The sequence below is a fragment of the Hymenobacter sp. BRD128 genome (assembly GCF_013256625.1).
Lineage (GTDB): Bacteria > Bacteroidota > Bacteroidia > Cytophagales > Hymenobacteraceae > Hymenobacter.
Map to the genome: position 1 here is coordinate 4,352,062 of NZ_CP053908.1, position 18,872 is coordinate 4,370,933.

Below are 18,872 nucleotides of genomic sequence, written 5' to 3' on the forward strand. Positions count from 1 at the left end.
TTAGCTAAGGGCTTAAATTCCACTGGACCGTAGTCGTCCCTGGCACGAGGCAGATACCCTAGCGGTGGCGACTACCGAATGGGTTGGCTGCGCGACTCCTGGCGGCTACTTTCGCGCAAAAACGTCCTCGATGATGTGCAGCCACTTCTGCATCATCTTGGCGGGAGTAAAGTCCTGCACCCGCAGCTGCCCTTGCCGGGCGTAATAAGTCCGGCGGGCGGGGTCCTGTAGCAGCAGGTAGAGCGTATTGGCCCACTCGGCCAAGGCAGACTGCTGAAAATCAGCGCTGAGCAAGGGCATCAGTACGCCGTAGTCGGCCCATTCCGTGGTGGTGGCTACGTGGGTGGGCGGCGTGGTAGGGGCCAGGATTTCGCGGGGGCCCGTTGGGCAGTCAGTCGTCACGACCGGCACGCCGCACACCATCGCTTCGCACAAGGCTAGCGGGAAGCCCTCCCAATCGGAGGGAAACACGAACAGCGTGGCGCGCCGCAGGTAGCGAAACGGATTTTTCTGAAAGCCCAGGTAGTACACATCGTACTCCTGGTCGAGCGGGTCGTTGTTCCAGGCTTGGTAGGCGCGCAGGCCCAGCTCCTGGGTACGCTCCAGCAGCGCCGCGCGGCGCTCGCCATCGCCCAGAAATACCAGCTTACTGTCGGGCTGCCGCTGGCGCAGCGCCGCAAAGACATCGAGCAGCGGCAGCTGATTCTTCTGCACCGTCAGCCGCCCCGAGGTCACCAGCACATTGGGCTGGCTGAACAGCTGCTCATACTGCGGCTCAATGGGCTCGTGCGCCTTGGCCAGCATCTGGTCGATGTGGAAGAAGTTGTTGATGACCGTAATGCGCTCGGGGGCAATGCCATAAGCGCCGATTAATTCCTGGCGCAGCTCCCGGCTCACCGTCACGATGTGGTCGGGCGGCGGTAGAAAAAGGGCAGCAGCACCCGCTGCCGGAGCCAGCCCAGCCAGCCGGCTATGTTGGCATCGTGCACCTTGGAGCCGTGGATGACGGCAATAGTGCGCTCGCCTACTCGGCTCAGTAGGTTGGCGTAGTCGGCGCCTTCCAGGTGGCTGATGCTGAGGTTAATATTTTTTTCGCGCTTGATTTTGCGGAGGTGCTGCAAACGCTGGTAAAAGCTCTGCAGCTTAGCCAGCACGCTGGCGCCGCCGCCCACCTCCAGGCTCACCACCGGGTTGCCGCTCGGGTACACATCGGGCAAGTCGAGGTTGAACACGCACTCGGTCACGTTGAACCGCGCGGCCAGCTCCACGCTGTGGTCGTGAAAAACCTGTTGAGCGCCGCCAAAGCCAAAGCACGGGATTACCAGCAGAATATTCTTGTTTACCTCACTCATTACTACCTGGCTAGCACCTATGGCCCAGTGGGGATTGGGAGTGGAAAGGACATTGCGTAGCTGCCAGGCGAGGATGAGTCGGGCTTGGCAAAGGACGCGGGCCGGCGTAGCTTCCCCAAAAGTACGCCGGCTAGCCAGAAGCCGGTAGGCCTTGCCGAATCGGGCCCCCGCGAAAATGGCCGCCCGACGTAGCTGGATATAAGTCAAAATAACCCGAGGGCGCCGAATTTTTGCCGGAGTGGCCGGATGGTTTATTTTAAAAACGGCCCGGCAGCCTCATTTTCAGGCTATGTGGAAAACTTCTAAATTTTTCTCTTGGCTACCCCAAACATGGGAACTAATTTCCGGCTTTAAAGCACCGCAGCTTCGCAAGAGAGGCTAGCCAGATTAGTAGTCTTTGCCCACCATAGCACTCCTCATAATATGCTCGTAATCAAACGCGATGGCCGCCGCGAGTCGGTCAAGTTCGACAAAGTCACCGCCCGCATTGAAAAACTTTGCTACGGGCTTAATCAAAATTTCGTGTCGCCCATTGAGGTGGCCAAGAAGGTCATCGACGGCATCTACGATGGCGTGACGACCATCGAGCTCGACAACCTGGCGGCGGAGACGGCGGCGTCGCTCACCACGCGGCACCCCGACTACGCCATTCTGGCGGCGCGCATCGCGGTGAGCAACCTGCACAAAGTAACCTCGAAGTCGTTTTCGAGCACCATGAAGCGGCTGTATACCTACGAGGACCCCAAGAATGGCGACAACGCTTCGCTCATCGCCAAGGACGTGTGGGAGGTGATTCACAAGCACGCGCACACCCTGGACTCGGCCATTATCTACGACCGCGACTACAACTACGATTTCTTCGGTTTTAAGACCCTGGAGCGCTCGTATTTGCTGCGCCTCGATGGCAAGGTGGTGGAGCGGCCCCAGCACATGCTGATGCGCGTGTCGGTGGGCATCCACAAGGACGATATCGACTCGGCCATCAAGACCTACAACATGATGAGCGAGCGCTGGATGACCCACGCTACCCCCACCTTGTTCAACGCCGGCACGCCCAAGCCGCAGATGTCGTCGTGCTTCCTGCTGACGGTGAAGGACGACTCAATTGAGGGCATCTACGAGACGCTGAAGGACTGCGCGCTGATTTCGCAGAGCGCGGGCGGCATCGGGCTGGCCGTGCACAACGTGCGCGCCACGGGCTCCTACATCAAGGGCACCAACGGCAACTCCAACGGCCTGGTACCGATGCTGAAGGTGTTTAACGACACGGCCCGCTACGTGGACCAGGGCGGCGGCAAGCGCAAGGGCGCGTTCGCCATTTACCTGGAGCCCTGGCACGCTGATATTTTCGAATTCCTGGACTTGAAGAAGAACCACGGCAAGGAGGAAATGCGCGCCCGCGACTTGTTTTACGCCCTCTGGACGCCCGACCTGTTCATGAAGCGCGTGGAAGCCAACGGCGACTGGACGCTGATGTGCCCCCACGAGTGCCCCGGCCTCGACACCACCTGGGGCCCCGAGTTCGAGAAGCTCTACACCAAGTACGAGCGCGAGGGCCGCGGCCGCAAGACCATCAAGGCGCAGGAGCTGTGGTTCCACATCCTGGAAAGCCAGACCGAGACGGGCACGCCCTACATGCTCTTCAAGGACGCCGCCAACGGCAAGAGCAACCAGCAGAACCTAGGGACGATTAAGTCGAGCAACCTCTGCACCGAGATTATGGAGTACACCGACAAGGACGAGATTGCGGTGTGCAACCTCGCCTCGCTGGCGCTGCCCCGCTACCTCGTGGAAGACAGCCACGGCAACCTGCGCTTCGACCACGACAAGCTGTTCGAAATCACCTACCAGACTACGTTGAACCTCAACAAGGTAATCGACGTGAACTACTACCCGGTGCCCGAAACCGAGCGCTCCAACTTCCGCCACCGGCCCATCGGCCTAGGGGTGCAGGGCCTGGCCGATACGTTTATCGCGCTGCGCATGCCCTTCGAGAGCGACGAAGCCAAGGGCCTGAACGAGGACATCTTCGAGACGATTTACTTCGCGGCCATGACGGCTTCGAAGGACCTGGCCATGAAGGACGGGGCCTACGAAACCTTCCCCGGCTCGCCCCTGAGCGAGGGCAAGTTCCAGTTTGACCTCTGGGGCGTGACGCCCAAGTCGGGCCGCTGGGATTGGGATACGCTGCGCGGCCAGGTAGTGGAGCACGGTGTGCGCAACTCGCTGCTGGTGGCGCCCATGCCCACCGCCAGCACCGCCCAGATTCTGGGCAACAACGAGTCGTTTGAGCCCTACACCAGCAACATTTACGTGCGGCGCGTGCTCAGCGGCGAGTTTATGGTGGTGAACAAGCACCTGCTGAAGGACCTCGTGAAGCTGGGCCTCTGGAACGAGCAGATGAAGCAGGACATCATCGCGGCCAATGGCTCGGTGCAGGGCATTGCCCGCGTGCCGCAGCACATCAAGGACCTGTACAAGACGGTGTGGGAGATTTCGCAGCGCACCATCATCGACATGGCCGCCGACCGGGGCGCCTACATCTGCCAGAGCCAGAGCCTGAACCTGCACGTGCAGAACCCCAACTTCGGCAAGCTCACCAGCATGCACTTCCACAGCTGGAAGCGCGGCCTCAAAACCGGCATGTACTACCTGCGCACCAAAGCCGCCGCCGACGCCATCAAGTTCACGGTGGAAAAGCAAGCCGCCGAAACCCTAGAGCCCATGTACGCCCAGAACCAAGCCGACATGGCCTGCTCGCTCGATAACCCCGACGCCTGCGAGGCGTGTGGTTCGTAAGAAAAAAGCCGGGAGTTATTAACTCCCGGCTTTTTTTATAATCGCTAGCTAAGCAAATGGTAGATGAGTGATTCGGAAGAAGAATATTATAACTGGCTCAAACAGCAGGTTACTGAAGGACGAAAGAGTGCAGAAGAGCATTTTGAAACCCTATTAGTAAGCTTGAACGCGGGTGGTCTTACGCTGACAGTGGGGTTCGTTAAAGACTTGGTACCACTGAAAGAGGCCGTCTATTTACCCCTATTGCCTGCTACTTGGTTTTTTTTCGTTGTATCACTAGTTCTCAACTTATTCTCCCATCGGTCAACAGTAAAAGCGGCTGACATTTTTACCAGCACCTCATCTGCCCAAAATCCATATCCAGATAAGTTTGACCGTCAGAATAAAGTAACACATAGGTACAATCTTGCATGTGCGGGCTTATTCATTCTAGCAGTCTTAACATTTCTCACATACGTAACCTTAAACTTTAGTTTGATGGCGAAGCAATCAGATTACCAGACGAAGCCGGGACAAGGGCCAGAAGAGGTTAGGGGGCTAACTTTTCCGGCTCAAGTTAAACCGCCTCAAAATCCTCCTCCACAAGAAAAGCCAAAGCAATAAATCATGGCGAAAAAGTTTGTCGACCGGCCGACTAAAAGTAGTCCCAAAGGTGATGGGTTTACTTTCTCTCTTCCTCCTGAGAAACCAAAAGAAAAGCCCAATACGACTCAAGAGCCTCCTAAGAAAGCATCATCAACTAGATAAGTCTAGCGTGACACTACTTTAGCTTCCCAGCCGCTGCCGCCCCGGTAGCGGCTGCCGTGTTTTTGGGGACTAGGGGACGGGGCGGTATCTTAGTAGCATGGCAACTGTAGCTTCGGCGGCACACCCGCGTATCACCATTGACCCCAATATCTGCCACGGGCAGCCCACGGTGCGCGGCCTGCGCTATCCGGTGCAAAACGTGCTCGAATACCTGGCTTCGGGCATGACGGAGGCCGAAATTCTAGCTGACTATGAAGACCTGGAAGCCGAAGACCTTCGCGCCTGCCAGGCCTACGCGGCCGATATGCTGCAAGTGCGCTCCATCTACCGGCTGGCCTCGTGAGCCAGCCAGCGCCACTGCGCGTACTAGTCGATGCCCAATTGCCAAGGCAGTTGGCGCGCTGGCTGGCTTTCCATGCGGGTTTCGACAGCCTGCACACCCTCGATTTACCGGCAGCCAACCGGACGCAGGATGGTAGCATTAGCCGGGTGTCAATGGAAGAAAAGCGCGTAGTAATTACGAAGGATGCAGACTTTGTCAATAGCTTTCTGCTGCAAGGTCAGCCATATAAACTACTGCTCGTGTCAACTGGTAATATCAGCACGCCCGATTTGCTAGAGCTATTTCGGCAGTTCCTGCCGCAGCTTACCAAAGTGTTCGCGCACCATTCCTACGTGGAGTTGTCGCGAACGCTACTGGTTACACACCGCTGAGCTTCCCCAGCCGCTGCCGCCCCCGGTAGCGGCTGCCGTGTTTTTGGGGGCTAGCGGGCGGGGCGCAGGGGGTACCCTAGCCGCTTGGAAACGCCGGCTTCGGCGGCGGGCGGGCGGGGCGGTAGCTTTGCGGTATGTTCACGAACTACGATATTGATTTCGGTAAGCTCAATCTGAATTGGTTGCACAGCGTCAGCATTGAGCTAGACGAGATAACCGACTTGATAGAAGTATCGGAACGTGCCCAAACCTACCTGCAAGCCAATGGGCAAATTGAGGTAACGGGCTATACGAACCGCCGCAAGTTTATTTCCGTTATTTTTACCATCACCGGGCAGCAGCTCGTTGTCGATGACGTAAACCTCCCTAGTTATGAAACCATCCAAGACGTTATCCTCCGACGACTCGCCGAAGAAACCGAGTAACCTCTCGATGAATGGCAAAACCCCCGAAGAATGGGAGGCCGGCCGCATCAGCGGGCCATTGACGAAGCGGGAGTTATTTGTCTACTTGAAGAAGATAGGCAAGCTGCCGCCAACTGCTGAGTACAAGCAAGCTTCCTAGGACGCTTAGTACCACGTATCCCCAGCCGCTGCCCCCCGGTAGCGGCTGCCGTGTTTTGGGGGCGAGCGGGCGGGGCGCGCTGGGAAGCTGAGCCGCCGGGAAATAGTGGCTTCGGCAACCATTGATGGCGCGGGGGCTATTGACGATGGGCCGTTTGCGCACGCAGTAGCTTTGGCACCTGGCTAGCCTTTCATTCATGCATCCATTGCTTGCTTACCTGCGCCGCTTCGTGCCCGCCCTCACCGAGGCCGAGTGGCAGCTGCTGGCTAGGGCCCTGCGGCCGTGCCACCTGGCGCGGGGCCAGCACTTTGTGCAGGCTGGCGAGTACCGGCCCGAAATCGCCTTGGTGCTCCAGGGGAGCTGTCGGCTCTACTACCTGCGGCCCAGCGGCGAGGAGCGCACCACGTATTTCTTCTTCGAAAACCACTTGCTGGCCGACTACCCGAGCTGCCTGTCGGGCCAGCCGAGCCAGCTCAACATCCAGGCCCTGACCGATACGGAGCTGGTGGTGTTCGACTACGCGGTGCTGCGGCGGCTCTACGACGAGTGCCCGGCCTACGAGCGGTTCGGGCGGGTGCTGGCCGAGTACCACCTGCTGGGCACCGATGCCCGCCTCGTCGAGCAGCTCATGCTCTCGCCCGAGGAGCGCTACCGGGCGCTGCTGGCCAGCGGCAAAACCAAGATTCTGGCGCGCATTCCGCAGCACCTGGTGGCCAATTACCTCGGCGTCACGCCCGTGTCGCTGAGTCGCATCCGGGCGCGGGTGGCGCGCGAGCGGTAGGGGCGGGGCGCGCGGTATTTCTTAGCTTTTGTTATCGCCAAGGGGCTAGCGGCGGGCGGAATTTTGGGTATTGAATTTTACCACTCAAAAACCTCTGCTACGTCCATGAAATCGCTGTTGAAAACCGAAGAGCTGGCCGAAATGCTGCTGGCCGTGTTTGTATTCGCCCACCTGCCGTTTGCCTGGTGGGTGCTGCCCGCCACCTTTTTGCTGCCCGACCTGAGCATGCTGGGCTACCTGGCCGGCCCGCGCGTGGGCGCCGCCAGCTACAACCTGGTGCACCACAAGGCCACGGCGATAGCCATGGGCGTGGCGGGGTGGCTGCTGGGGCAGCCCACTCTGGTACTGGCCGGCACGGTGCTGCTGTTTCACAGCGCCTTCGACCGGCTGCTGGGCTACGGCCTTAAGTACGCCACCGGCTTTCAGGATACGCACCTGGGCCGGGCGGGCAAAGCGCCCGCCGCGGCTAGCCCGGCGCCGGCCCTAAATTTGGGGTATGCAGACGCTCAGTAGCCGGCCGCCGGTACCGATATACCCGTTTGAGCCCGACGAGCTAACCGGGAGCAGCTTCTTCTCGCTGGTGCGCTCGGCGGGCGAGCTGCCCTACGAGGCCGACGTGCTGCTGCCGCACCGCAAGGCCTATTACATGCTCGTGTTTACGAAGCGCACCCGCGGCCGGCACTGGGTCGATGCCGTGCCCTACGTGCGCCAGGACCACGCGCTGTACTTTTCGAGCCCCAGCCAGCTGCTGGTGAAGGAGGAGCCGACGCCCTTCTGGGGCACCCGGCTCCAGTTTACAAGCGAGTTTCTGGCCTTGCAGCAAAACGCGGCCCTGCGCAGCCTGCCGCTCATCCAGAATCCGCAGCACGGGCACGAGCTGCGCCTGACGCCGGCCGACGAAGCCGTGATAGACGACCTGCTGGCCAAGCTCGAAGCCGAGCACCAGCGCCCCGGCGAGTGGCAGCACCAGATGCTGAGCGCCTACCTGCTGGTGCTGCTCACCTACCTGAGCCGGCTCTACACCGAGCAGTTTCCGGGCGGCGAGCCGTCGGCCGACCAGCGACTGCTGAAAGCTTACCAGGCGCACATTGAGGAAAATTTTCGGGAGCTGCACGAGGTGAGCGCCTACGCCGAGCTGCTGCACATTTCGGCGGGGCACCTGAGCGAGGTGGTGAAGGCCCAGAGCGGCAAGTCGGCCATCAAGCACCTGCACGAGCGGCTGGTGCTGGAGGCCAAGCGCCTGCTGTTCTACACCCCGCAGTCGCTCAAAGAGCTGGCCTACGACCTGGGCTTTTCGGATGCCTCGTACTTCAACCGCTTCTTCAAGCGCGAAACCGGCCAGACGCCGGCCGAGTACCGCGCCAGCATCCGCAAAATGTACCAGTAATACCGCGAAATGGGTGCCAGCCGCCCCGCTAGGGCCCGGTAATTTTGTGCTGTTAATCAACTGACCAACAGCCACCATGAAAACCGTCCTCATTACCGGCGCCAATAAAAGCATCGGCCTCGAAGCTGCCCGCCAGCTTCTCCAGCAAGGCTACTATGTGTACCTGGGCAGCCGCGACGCCCACAACGGCCAGCAGGCCGTAGCCCAGCTCAAGGCCGAAGGGCTAGCCAACGTAGAGCCCATTCAACTCGACGTAACGAGCAGCGACTCCATCGCTGCGGCCCGCGAAACGCTGGGCCAGAAAACGCCGGTGCTCGACGTGCTTATCAACAATGCCGGCATTTTGGGCGGCATGGTGCAGCCGGCTTCGAGTACCAGCCTCAACACCATCCGGGAGGTGTTTGACACCAACGTGTTTGGGGTAATCGCGGTGACGCAGGCCTTTCTTGACCTGCTGCGGCAGTCGCCGGCGCCGCGCATCGTCAACGTCACCTCGGGCCTGGGCTCGCTCACGCTGCACAATGACCCTAGCTGGAAGTACTACCCGGTGAAGGGCGCCGCCTATCAGCCCTCCAAGGCGGCCCTGAATGCCTACACCATCATGCTGGCCTACGAGCTGCGCGACACACCTTTCAAGGTGAACGCCGTGGACCCCGGCTACACCGCCACCGACTTCAACCACCACAGCGGCCCCGGCAGCGTGCAAGACGCCGCCGCCCGCCTGGTGAAAGCCGCCGTGCTGGGCCCCGACGGCCCGACCAGCCAGTTTTTCAGCGACGATAACGCGCCCGAAACCGGCATCAGCCCCTGGTAGCCGGGGCGGCGAGTCTCATTTGGTACCCAGCCGCTGCCGCTTTGGTAGCGGCTGGCGTGTTTTGGGGAGCTACTACCCGCGCAGCAACTACGGGGCGCGTTCTGGTCGGCTGGGCAGGGATAAAGCCAGGGGCTGAAGGCTAGCGCGTTATCGGTACGCAGTCTGGTCAGCAACATTTCCGCTTGCGGAGCCGTGCAAACGCCCGCAAAGATGCCGGCCAAGCCCAGGCCGCCGCCGTGCAAAAAAAACGCCGGTGACCAGCTCCGGGTCGTGACCGAGGAAAAATTTAGCAACAGATGGCCTCTTTTGCGGTGAAGACCATAAGCGGGCGTAGCCCCTTTTCGGCGCGCGATTCGTATCAGCAGCCATGATAATTCGGGACAAAGACAATTGGTGGCAGTTGCTATTCGTGTGGCACGGCTCGGTGCTGCCGCAGATACTACCGCGCCTGGGCGTGCTGCTGGGGCTGTCGGTAGCCGTGGTATATGCCCACGGCCGGCTACTACACTACAAGGTGCCGCTCACGGCCGCGCCGTTTACCTTGTTTGGCGTCACGCTGGCCATCTTCCTGGGCTTTTATAATAATGCCAGCTACGACCGGTTTTGGGAAGGGCGCAAGCAGTGGGGTGCCCTGTTGAATACTGCCCGCTCGCTAGCCCGCCAGGCCCTCACGCTGGGCGCCCTGCCCGGCGCTACGTCTTTCGTGCGGCTGCTCATTGCCTTCACGTATGCCCTCAAGCACCAGCTGCGGCGCACCGACGCGGCCGCCGATATGGCGCGGCTGCTGCCGCCCCCGCTGGTAGGGGCGGTGCTGGCCGCCACCTTTCAGCCCATCCGGCTTCTGCTGGAGCTGGGCCGCTGGGTGCAGCACGGGCGCGAAGCGGGGCAGCTCGATACTACCCAGCAGCTGGCCTTCGACCACAACCTCAACCAACTGTCCGACATCGTAGGCGCCTGCGAGCGGCTAGCCGGCACGCCCATCCCGTACACCTACAGCGTGATTTTGCACCGCACGGTATACCTGTACTGCTTTCTGCTGCCATTTGGCCTGGTTGATAGCACGGGCTGGGCCACGCCGCTTATCGTGGTATTTGTGGGCTACACGTTTATGGCGCTCGATGCTATTATGCGCGAGCTGGAAGAGCCTTTTGGGTTAGGAGCAAACGCTTTGGCCCTGAATGCAATGAGCTATTTTATCGAATCTACGCTGCTGGAGATGGCCGGTGAGCCAGCGCCGCCGGCCCCCGCGCGCCCCGGTCGCTACCTCTTCGACTAGGGCTAGCCAGTGGGGGCTGGAAAGAGGGGCCGGTGCCGCCGGTGGCTGGCCGCATGGCTGCCGGCAGAGAGTTCTGCGTATTGCCCCACTACTCACTCGCTAACTCACGCGCTGCTTCATGGCCTCTTTTGAAGAAAACCTTGGCGGGCGGCTGGCCCTGCTCAGCCCCGATACCCTCGACTCGGACCAGAAAATACTCTACGACCAGCTCCGGGGTACGATGGTGCCCTGGGCTAACAAGTCCGGCTTTCGGGCCGATACTTACGCCGGCCGGCTTATCGGGCCTTTCAACGCCATGCTGCGCAGCCCGCTCCTTAGCCAGGCCCTCATGGGCATGACTGCCACCGAAGGCAAGGAATCCTCGCTGAGTGAGAAAGTGCGGCAGGTCGTGATTCTGACCGTGGGCGCTGCCTGGCAGGCGGCCTACGAGCTATATGCCCACGCCGCCGTGGCCGAAAAAGCGGGCTTCGACGAGGCAACCATCCGGGCGCTGGTAGCCGGGCAAAAACCCACCGGGCTAGCCCCAGAAGAAAGCGTAGCCTTTGACGTTACCCAGCGCCTCACGGCCAGGCACCAGATTGATACCGAGCTGTATGAGCGGGCTATCGTGACCTTCGGCGAGAAGGGGATGGTGGATATGATTTACCTGGCCGGGCACTACATGACTATCAGCGGGCTGCTCAATACCTTCACCGTGCCGGCGCCGGCCGCCAACTAATCTGCCTGGCTGCGTATAGACTCGCTATGATTCCGCTCATCACCCAAACGCCCCGGCTCCAGATTCTGGCCGCCAGCCGGGCCCTGCTCACGGCCGAGCTGCACAAGCCGCAGTATTTCCCGACGCTGCTGGGAGCGGCTTTGCCCACCGACTGGCCGCCCGGCGAGTACGACCGCGCGGCCATGGAATACTTTCTCGAAAAACTCATCGCCGGGGGCGCGCCGCCGCCGGCTGGTACAACTGGTATGCCCTGCGCAAGGCCGAGGGCGCCACGCCCCGCACGTTGGTGGGCACGGGCGGTTTCATGGGGCCGCCCGACGCCCAGGGTTGCGTCGAAATGGGCTACTCGATTGCGGCCGACTGGCGCGGCCAGGGCTTGGGCACCGAGCTGGTGGCCGGGCTGGTGCAGCAGGCGGCCGCTACCGGCCAGGTGCGCCGGCTGGTGGCCCACACCGAGCCCGAAAACCTGACTTCGCAGCGCGTGCTGCTCGCCAACGGCTTCACCTCCGTGGGCACCGACGTAAACAGCCGCCTGCGCTTCGAGCGCACCGTGGAGCCGGCCGCCGACCCGAAGCTGCAGAGCCCCGGGCAATAGGTTGTGGAACGTGGGGTGCCGAAGACGTTTAAGAAGCGGGCCGGCCGCGGGCTGCCGGCTGAAAAGCCAGCAGTCTGCCCAGGCTGCCGGCTTCGACTCGTTTCCTGAACAGCTTCTCTTTAATGCTTAACGCGCGCTTATTTCTTGTAAGCAGCCACAAAAAAACCCGGCCCGCGAAAGCGGGCCGGGTTTTTATTTAACGAGCCGCCGTTATTTCTTCTGCGTCTTCACGTTCTTGCCGGAGGGCTTGTCCTTGATGGTGGTCTGGTTGGCGTCTTCTTTTTGCTTGGTAGCGGGGTCGGTGTGGCTAGGGGTCTTGACGGTGGTGGCCATAATGCTGAAGGGTTGGGAAAAGGTATGCGTACTATACGGGCGCGGGCCCGGTTTCGCCTAACCGACCAGCTGCCCGGCTAGCTCCGGCAGGGTAGGGGCCTGGCAGGTGGGGGAGGCGCCAGGGGATAAAGCGTCTGGCCCGGCCGGGCCAGAAAGCCCGCCTGTAAGCCGGCGTGCAGCGCCCCGGCCACATCCCAGCCGTGGGCCGCTATCAGCATCGCCCGGGCGGGAGCCACGCCGGCTTGCCGGGCGGCGTAGTGGTAGGTGTCGGGGTGGGGCTTGTAGCGGCGCACGGCCTCGATGCTCAGGGCCTGCTCGAAGTAGTCGGTGAGGCCGGCAAAGCGCAGCTGCGCGGCCAGGGTGGCGGGCGGCGAATTGGTGAGGGCCAGGAGGCGGTAGCCGGCGGCTTGCAGCCGGGCTAGCCCGGCGGGCACGTCGGCGTGGGCGGGCAGCTTGGTGAGCAGCGCCGTCAGCGCCTGCTTGGCTTCCTGGCTGAGGGGCTTGGTTTGCAGCATATGGGCCGTCATGTCGAGGGCCGCGTCGGCAATGGTGCCAAAGCTGAAATACGCGTCGGTAACGGTAGCCACCAGGGAGTGTTGCAGCAACAGGCCAAACCACTGGCCAAACGCCGCTTTGTCAGCGAACGCGCTGGTCACTGCGGCCTTCAGCGGACTCATGTCGAGCAGCGTTTCGTTGACGTCAAAAAAAATGACCTCCGGCCGGCGAAACGGCAGAGATAGGGCAGGGCTAGCCATCGCGATAAAGATTAAAGAGTACGGCGGGCGGGGGGCAAAGTTGTTTGGCGCGGCGCTGGCCGGCGCGCGTGGGTTAGGCCGCCGGGCAGTATCTTGCTCACAGGCCAGCCCGTCTCCGCGCCATGTCTTACCGCCACCTTATCGGCCCCCGCACCTACCAGTTTGCCGACCTGAAGACGCTGCTGGCGCGGGCCTCGCCCCCGCGCGCGGGCGATGAGCTGGCCGGCGTGGCCGCCGCCACCTACGAGGAGCGCGTGGCCGCCCAGTATGCCCTGGCCGATGTGCCGCTGCGCCAGTTTCTGAGCGAAATGCTGGTGCCCTATGAGCACGATGAGGTGACGCGCCTCATTATCGACACGCACAACGCAGCGGCCTTCGCGCCCATCGCCCACTTCACGGTGGGCGAGCTGCGCGACTGGCTCGTGTCGGACGCGGCCGATGCCGCGACCCTGGCCGCGCTGGCCCCCGGCCTCACGCCCGAGATGGTGGCCGCCGTGAGCAAGCTGCTACGCAACCAGGAGTTGATTGCCGTGGCCCGGCGCGTGGAAGTCATCACGCGGTTTCGCAACACGCTGGGCCTGCGCGGGCACCTGGCCACGCGCCTGCAGCCCAACCACCCCACCGACGACCCGCGCGGCATCGCCGCCAGCCTCGTCGATGGCCTGCTCTACGGTAGCGGCGACGCGGTGCTGGGCATCAACCCCGCCACCGATAACCTGCGGGCCGTGAGTGACTTGCTGCATATGCTCGACGGTGTGCGCCAGCAATACGCCATTCCGACCCAGAGCTGCGTGCTGTGCCACGTCACGACTACGCTAGCCCTCATCGGGCAGGGCGCGCCGGTCGATATCACGTTTCAGTCCATCGCCGGCACCGAGGCGGCCAACAAGAGCTTTGGCATCAGCCTCAGCTTATTGCAGGAAGCCCACGCGGCCACGCTGGCCCTGGGCCGGGGCACGCTGGGCGATAACGTCATGTACTTCGAAACCGGCCAGGGCAGCGCGCTTTCGGCCAATGCCCACCACGGCCTCGACCAGCAAACCTGCGAGGCGCGGGCCTACGCCGTGGCCCGGCGCTTCCGGCCGCTGCTCGTCAATTCGGTGGTCGGCTTCATCGGCCCCGAGTATTTATACGATGGCAAGCAGATTATCCGCGCCGCGCTCGAAGACCACTTTTGCGCCAAGTTGCTGGGCCTGCCGATGGGCGTGGATGTGTGCTACACCAACCACGCCGAGGCCGACCAGGACGACATGGACACCCTGCTGACGCTGCTGGGCGTGGCGGGCTGCAACTTCATCATGGGCGTGCCGGGGGCCGATGATATTATGCTCGGCTACCAGTCTACTTCCTTTCACGACGCCCTGTACCTGCGCCAGGTGCTGGGCCTGCAGCCCGCGCCCGAGTTCGCCGCCTGGCTAGCCCAGCAGGGCATTTTTGATGACCAGGGTCGGCAGCTGCCGGCCACGGCGGCGCGGCTGCCGGGGCAGCTGCCGGCGGCACTGGGTCTTTGATTAACGTCGATGGCGCGGGGCCCTGCCCCGTGCCGGCTATTGGCAGGCCTCTGGCCTACGGGCGCAAGGGCAAAGGGAGTCCGTTTAACGAATGCCGGCCAGAGGCCGGCAGAGTAGTCGGCACGGGGCAGCGCCCCGCGCCATCGAAGCCGTCACACGTTTATAAGAGAATAAGTAAGACTTCTTACAAATGAGCAATTTACCTGCACTGCCTGCTGCCGCTCCCGAGCCCGACCCCTGGGCTGGCCTGCGCGCTTTCACGGCGGCGCGCATTGCGCTGGGGCGCACCGGCACCAGCGTGCCGGTGCGCGAGGCGCTGGCCTTCCGGCTAGCCCACGCCCACGCCCGCGACGCCGTATATTCAGCCTTAGCCAGCGACCAGATAGTGAAGGAGCTAGCGGAAATGGGCTTGTCCGCCCTGCAAGTGCAGAGCCGGGCGGCCACGCGCCAGCAGTACTTGCAGCGCCCCGACCTGGGCCGGCAGCTAGCCGAGGCCGCCCGCGCTGCGCTAGCCAGCCAGGCGGCGGGCGAGTGCGACGTGGCCGTGGTGCTGGCCGATGGCTTGTCGGCCACCGCCCTCAATACGCACGCGCTGCCGCTGCTGCGCCGGCTGGTGCCCGACTTGCAAAAAGCGGGCTTTCGGCTAGCCCCGCTGGTGCTGGCCGGGCAGGCGCGGGTGGCGCTCGGCGATGAGATAGGCCAACTGCTGCGCGCCCGGCTGGTGCTGGTGCTCATCGGCGAGCGGCCGGGGCTGAGCGCGCCCGACAGCCTGGGCGCATATTTCACGTACGGCCCCCGGCCCGGCCTCACCGACGAGGCGCGCAACTGCGTGTCCAACATCCGGCCCGCGGGGCTGGGCTACGCGGCGGCTTCGGATAAGCTGTTTTTTCTGCTCCGCGAGGCGCTGCGGCGGCAGCTCTCGGGCGTGGGCCTGAAGGACGAGTCGGGCCTGCTGACGGAGTAGGGGCGGGGCATAAGCGCCTGCCTTTTAAGAAATACTAAAAATTCTGCCAGCATCTTCGGCTCCCTGGGCCGCGTTGCCGTTAGCGGGCTGATTAATGCCTGCTCAATGTCTAGCTTAGCCCCGCCGGCCGCCAGTGTTCGTTCTGTTGCTACCGGTTCTGGCCGCGCCTGGCGCTGGGGCTGGGGGCTGGTGCTTGTGGGCGTAGTGGTGGTAGCAGTGGGGCTAGCCCTCACGCTGCTGCTCGACCCCTGGCTGCGCCGCACCCTGGAGCGGCAGGTGCACCAGCAGAGCCACAGCGCCTACGAGCTGCGCCTTGGGTCGCTACGCACGCGGCTGTGGCGCCGCGGCCTGGAAGTGAGCCAGCTGCAGCTGCGCGACAACCCGCAGTGGCGGGGCCGCTGGCCGGCCGCGTTGCCGCACCTTAGCTTGGCCGTGGGCAGCGTCCGGCTCAGCGGGCTAGGGGTGCTGGCGCTGCTGCGCGGTGGCGTGGTGCCCCTCGATAGCCTGGTGCTGGCCGATGTCGGGCTGAGCTTGCCGGCCGGCCTGCCCCCGGCAATGCTGGCTGATAAGCAGCCGCTGTACGCGCGCCTGCCCCGGCGCCTGGCCGGCCTGCGCCTCGGCTTGCTGGCGCTGCGCCGGGTGCGCGCCCGCTACGCCGATGGCCCCGCCACACGGGCCGCCATTACCCGCGCCGACCTGCTGGCCCACGATGTGCTGCTAAGTGCCGCCGGGGCCGCCGATACCAGCCGCACCGCCTACGCCGTCCGCCTAGCGGGCCAGGTGCGCGGTGCGGCCGTTCGCGCCCGGGGCTACGTGGGCCAGCTGGCCCACGCGCAGCTGGCCGGCGGCCGGCTAGGGCTCGATTCGCTGCGGGTGCTCACGGCGGGCGCGGTGCCGACGCATATCTGGCTGCCGCGCCTGCGCCTGGCGGGCTGGCACACGGCCGCCGCGCTGCATCAGCGCCGCTTTCGGGCCGACTCGCTGACCCTCGATAAGCTGCTGGTGCAGGGCCCGCCGCCCGGCGCACCGGCCCGGCCGCTGCCCGCGCTGCTGGCCCCCTACCTGCGCCGCGCCGACCTGGCTAGCCTGCGCCTGCGCCACGCCGAAATTCAAACCACGAGCGGCGCGCTAATGCCAGTTATTCGGGATATAAATCTGGAAGGCAAGGCATTGCGGTTGGATGCCGCTGCCACCCGCGACCCGCGCCGCGTGGCCTACGCCCGGGCCTGGCTAGCCTCCACGGGCCGCATCACGGCCGTTTTTGATGCGCCATTTTTTCACCTGGCGGCGGCCGGGCTGCGCCTCGACACCCGGCGCCAGACGGCAAGCCTGCTGGGGCTAGCCATTCAGCCCACGTTCTCGGCCGCCGAGCAGGACCGGCGCAAGGGCGAGCAATCGGTGCACCTGGCCGTGCGGCTGCCGGCGCTGCGGCTGCTGGGACTCGATTTTGGCCGGCTGGCGCGGCAGCACGAGCTGGTGGCCCGCACGCTGGTGGCCGAGCGGCCCACCATCGAAATTGCCAGCGATGGCCGGGCGCCGCTGCCCAGCCAGCCGTCCATTTTCACGCCGCTGGCCGTGCGCAAGGTGCCGCTGCTGACAACCGTGCAGGAAGTGCGGGTGCTGGGGGCCAACGTGAGCCTGCCCTACCGCAGCCCGCGCAGCCCCATCGTGGGCCACATTACGCTCGATGGCCTCAGCGGCACGCTGCATAACCTCAGCAACGACCCGCGCCGCATGACGGCCGCCCACCCACTCACCGGCGAGGCCACGGCCCGGCTGCAAGGCCAGTGCCCGCTAGCCTTGCAGCTGCGCATTCCGCTGCTCGACCCCCTGGAGCGGCACCAGGTCACGGGTACGTTTGGGGCCGCGCCCTTCGCCATTCTCAACCCCATGATTGGGCCCACGCGGCTGTTTGAGTTTAGCAGCGGCCAGCTGCGCACCATGCGCTTCGACCTACGCGCCGACTTGCAGCAGGCCGACGGCACCATGTGGGCCGAGTATTCAGACTTGAAATTGAAAGTGTTGAAAAGCAAGGGGGAGGTATTGAAAACCAACTTGCTGACGAAAATCGAGACCGGCGCGGCCAATGCACTTTTCATTCGCAACAACAACCCGCGCGCCAACGGCCGGCTAGCCCCCGGCCGCCTGCGCAGCCGCCGCGACCTGCACGCGGCCGTGTTCGTGCTCTGGCGCCAGGCCTTGGTGAGCGGCCTGCTCAACAGCGCCGGCGTGCCTCAGCCGCTTGCCCAAAAGCTGAGCGAAGGCAAAAACTAACGCCCCCGCGCCCGATACGCCGCCAGCACCAGGGCCAGGCCCGCCGCAAAAGCCAGGCTTAAAACCGGATTATAATAAACGATGGTGCCCAGGCTCAACAGCGTGAGCGCCAGCGCCACGAGCGGCACCAGCGGGTAGCCCGGCACCCGAAACGGCCGCGCCAGTCCCGGCTCGCGGCGGCGCAGCGCAAACAGACTCAGCAGGCTGAGGGCGTATAGTACCACTGCCCCGAGCACGGCCAGGGTAATGACCCGGTCGGTAGTGCCCGTGACGATGGCTAGCCCGCCCACCCCGGCGCCCGCCACCAGCGCCCAGTGCGGTGCGCCCCGGCCATTGAGGCGGGCCAGCGCGGCGGGCAGGTAGCCGGCCCGCGCCAGCGCAAACAGCTGCCGCGAATACCCAATGATGGTGCCGTGAAACGACGCCACCAGCCCAAACAGCCCGATGCTGGCAAAGAGCTTGGTCCAGGGGCTGGCCGGGCCCAGCACCCGGCGCAGGGCCTCGGGCAGCGGGTAGTCGAGGTGGCTGAGGGCGCGCCAGTCGGTGGCGCCGCCGGTGAGCACCAGCACGCCCAGGGCCAGCACCAGCAGCGTGCCCAGCCCGTAGCCATAGCCGCGCGGAATGGTGCGCCGAGGTTCTTTCACGTCTTCGGCCACCAGCGCCACGCCCTCGATGGCCAGGTAAAACCAGATGGCAAACGGCAGCGCCGCCAGCACGCCCGCCGCCCGCACCGGCACCGGGTGGGCCAGAAAGTTGGCCAGCCGAAAGTGCGGCGCCAGCAGCCCCATAAATACCAGCAGCTCGGCCACCGCCAAAATCGTTACCACCAAAGCAAAATTGGCCGACTCCTTAATGCCCAGCAGATTAACCAGCGTAAACGCCACGTAGCAACCCAGCGCCGTGCCCTGCACCGGCAGCGCCCCCCATAAAAAATGCGCGTAGCTGCCCAGCGCAAAGGCGATGGCCGGCGGCGTCAGCAGAAACTCGACCAGCGTGGCGTAGCCGGCCGCTAGCCCCCCAGCGGCCCCAAAGCCCGCGAGGCGTAGGCAAACGGCCCGCCCGCCTGCGGAATGGCCGTCGTCAGCTCCGTGAAGCTGAGCACGAACGTGACGTAGAGCACCGTCACGAGCAGCGTGGCTATCAAGAAGCCCACCGGCCCGGCCGCCGCCCAGCCGTAGTTCCAGCCAAAGTACTCGCCCGAAATAACCAGCCCGACCGCGATGGCCCAGAGCTGCACGGGGCCGAGCGTGGGCTTCAGGGTGGCGGGCGTAGCGGGGTCGTTCATGCC

General features: G+C 63.8%; 19 protein-coding genes and 1 pseudogene. 15 read left to right on the plus strand and 5 right to left on the minus strand.

The window, feature by feature from the left end:
• Positions 1 to 105: 105 nt before the first annotated feature.
• Both GKZ68_RS19290 and GKZ68_RS19295 read right to left on the minus strand, forming a co-directional pair.
• Positions 106 to 903 carry a glycosyltransferase gene (locus GKZ68_RS19290; protein ID WP_173117673.1) on the minus strand — a complete coding sequence of 266 codons (798 nt, stop codon included), beginning with the start codon at positions 901 to 903 and terminating at the stop codon, positions 106 to 108.
• Positions 900 to 1,352, minus strand: coding sequence for a hypothetical protein (locus GKZ68_RS19295; protein WP_173117675.1), 453 nt, complete (start codon positions 1,350 to 1,352; stop codon positions 900 to 902). The genes GKZ68_RS19290 and GKZ68_RS19295 overlap by 4 nt, the downstream gene beginning before the upstream one ends.
• 423 nt (positions 1,353 to 1,775) lie before the next feature.
• Between GKZ68_RS19295 and GKZ68_RS19300 the strand changes: the two genes are divergently transcribed.
• From GKZ68_RS19300 to GKZ68_RS19355, 12 genes are all read left to right on the plus strand, one after another.
• Positions 1,776 to 4,151: a ribonucleoside-diphosphate reductase subunit alpha gene (locus GKZ68_RS19300; RefSeq protein WP_173117677.1), complete on the plus strand. Its 2,376-nt coding sequence runs from the start codon at positions 1,776 to 1,778 to the stop codon at positions 4,149 to 4,151.
• Between the two features lie 63 nt (positions 4,152 to 4,214).
• Positions 4,215 to 4,754 carry a hypothetical protein gene (locus tag GKZ68_RS19305; RefSeq protein WP_173117679.1) on the plus strand — a complete coding sequence of 180 codons (540 nt, stop codon included), beginning with the start codon at positions 4,215 to 4,217 and terminating at the stop codon, positions 4,752 to 4,754.
• 241 nt (positions 4,755 to 4,995) lie between these two features.
• Positions 4,996 to 5,241, plus strand: coding sequence for a DUF433 domain-containing protein (locus GKZ68_RS19310; RefSeq protein WP_173117681.1), 246 nt, complete (start codon positions 4,996 to 4,998; stop codon positions 5,239 to 5,241).
• Positions 5,238 to 5,612 (plus strand): DUF5615 family PIN-like protein, encoded by a 375-nt coding sequence (locus tag GKZ68_RS19315; RefSeq protein WP_217275278.1) that lies wholly within the window; start codon positions 5,238 to 5,240, stop codon positions 5,610 to 5,612. Before GKZ68_RS19310 ends, GKZ68_RS19315 begins: the two co-directional genes overlap by 4 nt.
• Before the next feature lie 182 nt (positions 5,613 to 5,794).
• On the plus strand, positions 5,795 to 6,037 hold the full coding sequence (locus GKZ68_RS19320; RefSeq protein ID WP_173117683.1) for a hypothetical protein: 243 nt from the start codon (positions 5,795 to 5,797) through the stop codon (positions 6,035 to 6,037).
• A 335-nt stretch (positions 6,038 to 6,372) separates the two neighbouring features.
• Positions 6,373 to 6,957, plus strand: a complete 585-nt coding sequence (locus tag GKZ68_RS19325; protein WP_173117685.1) for a Crp/Fnr family transcriptional regulator — start codon at positions 6,373 to 6,375, stop codon at positions 6,955 to 6,957.
• A 105-nt stretch (positions 6,958 to 7,062) separates the two neighbouring features.
• Positions 7,063 to 7,470: a DUF4260 domain-containing protein gene (locus GKZ68_RS19330; RefSeq protein ID WP_173117687.1), complete on the plus strand. Its 408-nt coding sequence runs from the start codon at positions 7,063 to 7,065 to the stop codon at positions 7,468 to 7,470.
• Positions 7,454 to 8,344, plus strand: coding sequence for an AraC family transcriptional regulator (locus tag GKZ68_RS19335; protein ID WP_173117689.1), 891 nt, complete (start codon positions 7,454 to 7,456; stop codon positions 8,342 to 8,344). Before GKZ68_RS19330 ends, GKZ68_RS19335 begins: the two co-directional genes overlap by 17 nt.
• A gap of 76 nt (positions 8,345 to 8,420) precedes the next feature.
• Positions 8,421 to 9,158 (plus strand): SDR family oxidoreductase, encoded by a 738-nt coding sequence (locus GKZ68_RS19340; RefSeq protein ID WP_173117691.1) that lies wholly within the window; start codon positions 8,421 to 8,423, stop codon positions 9,156 to 9,158.
• A gap of 367 nt (positions 9,159 to 9,525) precedes the next feature.
• The gene (locus GKZ68_RS19345) at positions 9,526 to 10,434 is read left to right on the plus strand and encodes a bestrophin family protein (RefSeq protein ID WP_173117693.1); all 909 of its coding nucleotides are present in this window, start codon (positions 9,526 to 9,528) and stop codon (positions 10,432 to 10,434) included.
• Between the two features lie 118 nt (positions 10,435 to 10,552).
• A complete protein-coding gene (locus tag GKZ68_RS19350) occupies positions 10,553 to 11,152 on the plus strand; it encodes a carboxymuconolactone decarboxylase family protein (protein ID WP_173117695.1) in 600 nt (199 codons plus the stop codon).
• Between the two features lie 187 nt (positions 11,153 to 11,339).
• Positions 11,340 to 11,747 (plus strand): GNAT family N-acetyltransferase, encoded by a 408-nt coding sequence (locus GKZ68_RS19355; RefSeq protein ID WP_302052019.1) that lies wholly within the window; start codon positions 11,340 to 11,342, stop codon positions 11,745 to 11,747.
• 210 nt (positions 11,748 to 11,957) lie between these two features.
• On the opposite strand, the gene GKZ68_RS22455 is transcribed toward GKZ68_RS19355, so the two are convergent.
• Together GKZ68_RS22455 and GKZ68_RS19360 are read right to left on the minus strand one after the other, a co-directional pair.
• Positions 11,958 to 12,080, minus strand: a complete 123-nt coding sequence (locus GKZ68_RS22455) for a hypothetical protein (RefSeq protein WP_302051999.1) — start codon at positions 12,078 to 12,080, stop codon at positions 11,958 to 11,960.
• Between the two features lie 77 nt (positions 12,081 to 12,157).
• On the minus strand, positions 12,158 to 12,835 hold the full coding sequence (locus GKZ68_RS19360) for a haloacid dehalogenase type II (protein WP_173117697.1): 678 nt from the start codon (positions 12,833 to 12,835) through the stop codon (positions 12,158 to 12,160).
• Positions 12,836 to 12,957: 122 nt separating this feature from the next.
• Between GKZ68_RS19360 and GKZ68_RS19365 the strand changes: the two genes are divergently transcribed.
• From GKZ68_RS19365 to GKZ68_RS19375, 3 genes are all read left to right on the plus strand, one after another.
• Positions 12,958 to 14,346 carry an ethanolamine ammonia-lyase subunit EutB gene (locus GKZ68_RS19365; RefSeq protein ID WP_173117699.1) on the plus strand — a complete coding sequence of 463 codons (1,389 nt, stop codon included), beginning with the start codon at positions 12,958 to 12,960 and terminating at the stop codon, positions 14,344 to 14,346.
• A 190-nt stretch (positions 14,347 to 14,536) separates the two neighbouring features.
• Positions 14,537 to 15,310 (plus strand): ethanolamine ammonia-lyase subunit EutC, encoded by a 774-nt coding sequence (gene eutC, locus GKZ68_RS19370; protein WP_173117701.1) that lies wholly within the window; start codon positions 14,537 to 14,539, stop codon positions 15,308 to 15,310.
• Positions 15,311 to 15,415: 105 nt separating this feature from the next.
• Positions 15,416 to 17,584: a DUF748 domain-containing protein gene (locus GKZ68_RS19375; RefSeq protein ID WP_173117703.1), complete on the plus strand. Its 2,169-nt coding sequence runs from the start codon at positions 15,416 to 15,418 to the stop codon at positions 17,582 to 17,584.
• Here the strand turns inward: GKZ68_RS19375 and eat are convergent.
• Positions 17,581 to 18,869: pseudogene (eat, locus tag GKZ68_RS19380) on the minus strand (ethanolamine permease). The gene GKZ68_RS19375 and the pseudogene eat sit on opposite strands and share 4 nt — an antisense overlap.
• Between the last annotated feature and the right edge of the window lie 3 nt (positions 18,870 to 18,872).

Coding starts and splice junctions, on each gene's coding strand:
- GKZ68_RS19360 (WP_173117697.1), bottom strand. CDS start 12,835: ATGGCTAGCCCTGCCCTATCTCTGCCGTTTCGCCGGCCGGAGGTCATT.
- GKZ68_RS19330 (WP_173117687.1), top strand. CDS start 7,063: ATGAAATCGCTGTTGAAAACCGAAGAGCTGGCCGAAATGCTGCTGGCC.
- GKZ68_RS19335 (WP_173117689.1), top strand. CDS start 7,454: ATGCAGACGCTCAGTAGCCGGCCGCCGGTACCGATATACCCGTTTGAG.
- GKZ68_RS19365 (WP_173117699.1), top strand. CDS start 12,958: ATGTCTTACCGCCACCTTATCGGCCCCCGCACCTACCAGTTTGCCGAC.
- GKZ68_RS19375 (WP_173117703.1), top strand. CDS start 15,416: ATGTCTAGCTTAGCCCCGCCGGCCGCCAGTGTTCGTTCTGTTGCTACC.
- GKZ68_RS19310 (WP_173117681.1), top strand. CDS start 4,996: ATGGCAACTGTAGCTTCGGCGGCACACCCGCGTATCACCATTGACCCC.
- GKZ68_RS19340 (WP_173117691.1), top strand. CDS start 8,421: ATGAAAACCGTCCTCATTACCGGCGCCAATAAAAGCATCGGCCTCGAA.
- GKZ68_RS22455 (WP_302051999.1), bottom strand. CDS start 12,080: ATGGCCACCACCGTCAAGACCCCTAGCCACACCGACCCCGCTACCAAG.
- GKZ68_RS19305 (WP_173117679.1), top strand. CDS start 4,215: ATGAGTGATTCGGAAGAAGAATATTATAACTGGCTCAAACAGCAGGTT.
- GKZ68_RS19350 (WP_173117695.1), top strand. CDS start 10,553: ATGGCCTCTTTTGAAGAAAACCTTGGCGGGCGGCTGGCCCTGCTCAGC.
- eutC (WP_173117701.1), top strand. CDS start 14,537: ATGAGCAATTTACCTGCACTGCCTGCTGCCGCTCCCGAGCCCGACCCC.
- GKZ68_RS19300 (WP_173117677.1), top strand. CDS start 1,776: ATGCTCGTAATCAAACGCGATGGCCGCCGCGAGTCGGTCAAGTTCGAC.
- GKZ68_RS19295 (WP_173117675.1), bottom strand. CDS start 1,352: ATGAGTGAGGTAAACAAGAATATTCTGCTGGTAATCCCGTGCTTTGGC.
- GKZ68_RS19345 (WP_173117693.1), top strand. CDS start 9,526: ATGATAATTCGGGACAAAGACAATTGGTGGCAGTTGCTATTCGTGTGG.
- GKZ68_RS19325 (WP_173117685.1), top strand. CDS start 6,373: ATGCATCCATTGCTTGCTTACCTGCGCCGCTTCGTGCCCGCCCTCACC.